The organism is Bradyrhizobium semiaridum (assembly GCF_020329505.1).
In the GTDB taxonomy this organism is placed as follows: Bacteria; Pseudomonadota; Alphaproteobacteria; order Rhizobiales; family Xanthobacteraceae; genus Bradyrhizobium; species Bradyrhizobium semiaridum.
Map to the genome: position 1 here is coordinate 1 of NZ_JAGKJJ010000059.1, position 4,919 is coordinate 4,919.

The window sequence follows — 4,919 nt, forward strand, 5'->3', positions numbered from 1 at the left end:
TGACGAGACGCGAGATGAAGGAGTGCCCGAACACCGAGAAGTGGATGTGCGCGGGACGCCAGGCATTGTGGTGATTGCCCCAGGGATAGGCGCCGGGCTTGATGGTGATGAACCTGTAATAGCCTTGCGCATCGCTCTGGGTGCGGCCGGCGCCGGTGAAATTGGGATCGAGCGGCGCCGGGTGCTGGTCGACGACATGGACATAGCGGCCGCAGGCGTTGGCCTGCCATAGCTCGACCAGCGTGTTGGGCACGCCGCGGCCGTCTTCATCCAACACGTGGCCGTGCACGATGATGCGCTCGCCGAGCGGCTCGCCCTTGGCCTGGATGGTGAGATCGTTGTCGTGCTCGCGCACGGTCTCATGACCATAGACCGGGCCGGTGAGCTCGGAAAGCGTGTGCCGGATCGGGATCAGCGGCTTTTGCGGCGCGCGCTTGAGCGCGCTCCGGTATGCAGGCGACAGGCGCGCGGGGTGAACCGCGTTCGAAGCAAGCGGATAGATCAACGTCATGGACCTTCTCCCGAAGGTTTGCTGCCACTGCGCGTCAGGTCGGCGCCTTGAAGTCGTAGGAGATGCGGCCTGCCGGCAGATAGAAGAGCGCGATCACCGCACCGCCGCGCACCTCGGGATAGTGCCGGCTGCCGGGATCCGGTGCCGTCCAGCCAGGTCCCTGCCATCCCTGCAATCCCCTGAGCTCGGCGCCCTTGTCGAGCGGCACGACGAGGTTGAGCTCGCCATAGGGATGGCCGTGATACTGCCCGCGCAGCACGTCGTGATCGTCCTCGTCCTTGAAGCGGCGCGGATCGGTGCTGTTCATGTAGACCGCCGTGATGCTGAACTGGAACGTCTCGGGGACGGGTTCAAGGATGCGGCTGCGCCGATAGTTCGGGCCCTCGACCTCCTGGTTCGCCGCCCAGCCTTCCGCGACGCCGGCTTTGATCAGGCGGGCGAGATCCTGATAGAGCGCGCTGTCTTCGCCGTAGGTCTGGTTGAGCCACCGCTCCATCTCCGCGCCCGGTGTCATGTCCTTGACTTCGCGCAGAAAGGGAATGCTGCGTTCGATAAGCTGTTCCCGGCTTCCCATTGTCTTCTCCTTGTCTTTTGCGTGCCTGTTGCCTGGCGTGCCTAGTCTTCGAAACCATTGAAGGAGGCGAAGGCCTCCACATCCGCGCGCGGCATCAGCCGCACCCTCGCCTGCTCCCTGGGGTGGCCCAACGAGATGCCGCAGGCCACCATCTGCTCCGCAGGAATCGACAGCAGCGGACGCAGGATGCGGTGATACTTGGCGAAGGTTTCCTGCGGACAGGATTGTAGCCCGCGGCCCACCGCGGCCAGCATCACGTTCTGGATGAACATGCCGAGATCGAGCCAGCTTCCCATCGCGAGGCGACGATCGATGGTGATGATCAATCCGACCGGCGCGCCGAAGAACGTGAAATTCTTGCCGGTCTGCCTGCGCCGCGCCTCAGCGTCGCTTTGCGCGATACCGAGCGAATCGTAGAACAACCGCCCGAACTCCTGGCGGCGGCCAAGATACGGCTCGGGGAATTCGCTGGCGTAATATTGATATTCGGAGACGTGCTCGTGCGGCGCGCTTTCGAACGCGTGCAGCAGGGCGGCCGACACCTCGGTCTTGAACGCGCCCGCGAGCACATGGACATGCCAGGGCTGGATGTTGGCGCCACTCGGCGCGAACCGCGCCACGCGCAGGATTTGCTCGACAGTCGCACGCGAGACCGGCGCACCGGAGAACTCGCGGCAAGATAATCGACGCGCCATCACGTCGTCGATCGGATTGGGCGCAACTTCCTGCATGGGATTCTCCATCAGGACTTCTTCAAGAACGGACATCCGCCATCCTCCATCGGCTTGAAAGCTTCCTCGCCCGGAATCGTCGCCAGCAGCTCGTAGTAGTCGAACTGGTATTTCGACTCTGCCGGCGACTTGACGCGGAACAGATACATGTCGCGCACCAAGCGGCCGTCCTGACGAATCCTGCCGTTGCGGGTCATGAAATCGTTCACCGGCAGTTCGCGCATCCTGGCGGCGACGGTGGGCCCATCGAGTGTGCCTGCGGCTTCGACCGCCTTGAGATAGTGCATCACCGCGCCATAGGTGCCGGCATGGATCATGGTCGGCACCTTCTTGGTCCTCTCGATGAAACGCTTCGACCAGGCGCGCGTCTCGTCGTTGAGGTCCCAGTAGAAGGCCGAGCTGAGCATCAAGCCCTGCGCGCTCTGCAGGCCGAGGCTGTGAATGTCGGCGATGAAGACGATCAGGCCGGCGAGCTTCTGCCTGCGCGTCACGCCGAACTCGCCCGCCTGCTTGACGGCGTTGATGAAGTCGCCACCGGCATCGGCGAGCGCGATCACGTCGGCCTTGGACGCTTGCGCCTGCAGCAGGAAGGACGAGAAATCCGGCGTGTTGATCGAATGCTTCACCGCGCCGACCACCTTGCCGCCGGTGGCATCGATCACCTTGCGGCTGTCGGCCTCGAGCTGCAGCCCGAGTGAATAATCGGCCGACAGGAAAAACCAGGTCTTGGCGCCGAGCCGCGAGATCGCCTTCGTCGTCCCCTGCGACAATGCGTAGGTGTCGTAGGTCCAGTGGATGCCGGTCGGCGAGCATTCGTCGCCGGTCAACCGCGAGGTCGCCGCGCCGGTGGCAAGGAACAGCTTCTTCTTGTCCCGCGTGATGCCCTGCACGGCCAGCGCGACGGCGGAATTCGGCACGTCGAGGATCGCCTCGACATTCTCGTTCTCCAGCCAGCGCCGGGCGACCACCGAGCCGATGTCCGCCTTGTTCTGGTGATCGCCGGCGACGATCTCGATGGGGCGCCCGAGCACCTTGCCCTTGAAATCGTCCACCGCCATCTGCGCGGCGACAACCGAACCCTGGCCGCCATTGTCGGCGTAGAGCGACGACATGTCGGTCAGCACCCCGAGCCTGACCGGCCCGCCCTGCGCCATCGCGGACGTCGCCGCCATTGCCAGCGTCATCGCCGTTCCGAGCGATTTGCCGACGCCATTCCGCACCAATCGCACCCAGGCTTTCATTGTCTTTCTCCTCCCGAACCCGGCTGCGGCAATCTTGGCCGGAACGGCGCGATACGGAAGTGAAAGTCTTGCAGAGTGATCCTGAAGCGGCTTCAGATTGCCGCCAGCTGCGGCGCGGCGCGATGGTCTCGGACTAACCGATCGGTTGCGTCCGCCGCGCGCCTGGCTTTAACTGCTCACGATCGCAGCAAGTGCCGAGGCGTGCGGTCCGCCGCCGACAGGACCCACATCGTGTCCGTTTCCTTCAAGACATTGGACCTCAACCTGCTCAAGGTGTTCGACGCCGTGATGGAGGAGCGCAGCGTGCTGCGGGCCAGCCAGAAGGTCGCGCTGAGCCAGTCCGCCGTCAGCCACTCGCTCGCACGCTTGCGTGAGATGCTGGACGACGAGCTGTTCGTCCGCACCGCCACCGGCATGCAGCCGACGGCGCGCGCGCTGACGATGGCCCCGCAGGTGCGCCAGGCGCTGCGGTCGCTGGAGGCGGCGATCGAGCTGCCGACCTTCGCGCCTGCAGTCTCCACCAAGCTGTTCACGCTGGCCGCCAACGACTTCACGACCATGGTGCTGGCGCCGCCGCTGCTGAAAATCCTGGGCCGGGAGGCGCCGTCGATCGATCTCACGATCAAGCCGGTGACGCGGATCGATCTCGCCGAACAGATCGACCTCGGCCGCATCGACATCGCCATCGGCGTGTTCTCCACGCCACCGAGCCGATTCCGCACCGCACTGCTGTTCGAATATGACGACGTGCTGATCGTCGGCGGCAAGCGCAAGCTTGGCCGGCTCGACAAGGCCAAGCTCGCGACCCTGCCGCTGGTCGTCGTTTCCTTCGGCGGCGAGCAGGAAGGCGCCATCGGCGGCTTCATCTCAGAGCGCGGATTGGCCCGCCGTTCGGAGATGTATGATCGCCCGGCGCTCGAGCGGGCACTGTCCGACAGCGACAAGCCGCCGCGGATCGCGGTCTCGCTGCCGCATTTCCTTGCGCTGCCTGCATTGCTGCTCGAGTCCGAGTTGGCCGCCATCGTGCCGCGGCCGCTGGCGCGCGCCTTCGAGCAGGCCCATGCGATCACGACCTATGAACTGCCCTACACCACCACTCCCGTGGAGGTGCGGATGCTCTGGCACGAGCGGATCGAGGATGAGCCATCGCATGAATGGCTGCACGAGGTGCTGCGCCGCGCCACCGAAGACCTGCGGCGCGGGCGCTAGTCGCAGGCCGCCGCCGAAGCCGGCGCGTCAGACGTCGAAGAACACGGTCTCGTTGTCGCCCTGGAGATGGATGTCGAGCGTATAGACGCTGCCCCCACCCTTCTTCGCGATCAGGGTCGCGCGGCGATCGGCCGGCACTTGGGCGAGAACAGGATCGGCCGCATTTGACGCTTCGTCATCGAAGTAAATGCGCGTGTAGAGATGCAACAGCATGCCGCGCGCGAACACCGCGAGCAGGATGTGCGGCGCCTGCGGCTTGCCGTCGGGATCGGGCACCGAGCCCGGCTTGATGGTGTCGAAGGCATAAGAGCCGGTCTTGTCGGTGCCAACGCGGCCGAAGCCCTTGAAGGACGAATTCGGCAGCGCGCGCTTGTCCTGCGGATCGCAGAAGCGGCCCTGCGCGTCGGCCTGCCAGATCTCCAGCATGCAGTCCACGACCGCGGCGCCGTCGCCGTCATAGACCTTGCCCTCGACGCGAATGCGCTCGCCCGAGACGTCAGGCGTCAGCAAATTATTGGTGAAGGCGTCATTCCACCGATATTCGCCATTCGGCGTCAGGCCGTACTTGAAATAGGGGCCGACGGTTTGCGACGGGGTGACGCCATCAGGACGCTGGTTCGGCACGTTATTTGGTCTCCATCGGCGTGGCATTG

At 64.9% G+C, this 4,919-nt stretch carries 6 protein-coding genes; 1 reads left to right on the forward strand and 5 read right to left on the reverse strand.

Annotated features, from left to right (window positions below; all coding sequences use genetic code 11):
• The 4 genes from J6500_RS31345 to J6500_RS31360 all read right to left on the reverse strand — a co-directional run.
• On the reverse strand, positions 1-511 hold a 511-nt coding region (locus J6500_RS31345; RefSeq protein ID WP_225716565.1), incomplete at its 3' end, for a dioxygenase family protein.
• A gap of 34 nt (positions 512-545) precedes the next feature.
• Positions 546-1,085 (reverse strand): 4-hydroxylaminobenzoate lyase, encoded by a 540-nt coding sequence (locus J6500_RS31350; protein WP_225716566.1) that lies wholly within the window; start codon positions 1,083-1,085, stop codon positions 546-548.
• A gap of 41 nt (positions 1,086-1,126) precedes the next feature.
• Positions 1,127-1,852: a nitroreductase gene (locus J6500_RS31355; RefSeq protein ID WP_225716567.1), complete on the reverse strand. Its 726-nt coding sequence runs from the start codon at positions 1,850-1,852 to the stop codon at positions 1,127-1,129.
• Complete coding sequence (locus J6500_RS31360) at positions 1,828-3,057, reverse strand: ABC transporter substrate-binding protein (RefSeq protein ID WP_225716568.1); 1,230 nt, start codon at positions 3,055-3,057, stop codon at positions 1,828-1,830. Before J6500_RS31360 ends, J6500_RS31355 begins: the two co-directional genes overlap by 25 nt.
• A gap of 231 nt (positions 3,058-3,288) precedes the next feature.
• Here J6500_RS31360 and J6500_RS31365 point away from each other — a divergent pair, with 231 nt between their 5' ends.
• The gene (locus tag J6500_RS31365; protein ID WP_225716569.1) at positions 3,289-4,266 is read left to right on the forward strand and encodes a LysR family transcriptional regulator; all 978 of its coding nucleotides are present in this window, start codon (positions 3,289-3,291) and stop codon (positions 4,264-4,266) included.
• A 27-nt stretch (positions 4,267-4,293) separates the two neighbouring features.
• Here J6500_RS31365 and pcaG read toward each other — a convergent pair whose 3' ends face one another.
• Positions 4,294-4,917, reverse strand: coding sequence for a protocatechuate 3,4-dioxygenase subunit alpha (gene pcaG, locus J6500_RS31370; protein WP_225716570.1), 624 nt, complete (start codon positions 4,915-4,917; stop codon positions 4,294-4,296).
• Positions 4,918-4,919: the final 2 nt, after the last annotated feature.

Bases quoted from the DNA above. Each gene is read 5' to 3' on its own strand.
- J6500_RS31350 (WP_225716566.1), bottom strand. From the start codon at position 1,085: ATGGGAAGCCGGGAACAGCTTATCGAACGCAGCATTCCCTTTCTGCGC.
- J6500_RS31355 (WP_225716567.1), bottom strand. From the start codon at position 1,852: ATGTCCGTTCTTGAAGAAGTCCTGATGGAGAATCCCATGCAGGAAGTT.
- J6500_RS31360 (WP_225716568.1), bottom strand. From the start codon at position 3,057: ATGAAAGCCTGGGTGCGATTGGTGCGGAATGGCGTCGGCAAATCGCTC.
- pcaG (WP_225716570.1), bottom strand. From the start codon at position 4,917: ATGCCACGCCGATGGAGACCAAATAACGTGCCGAACCAGCGTCCTGAT.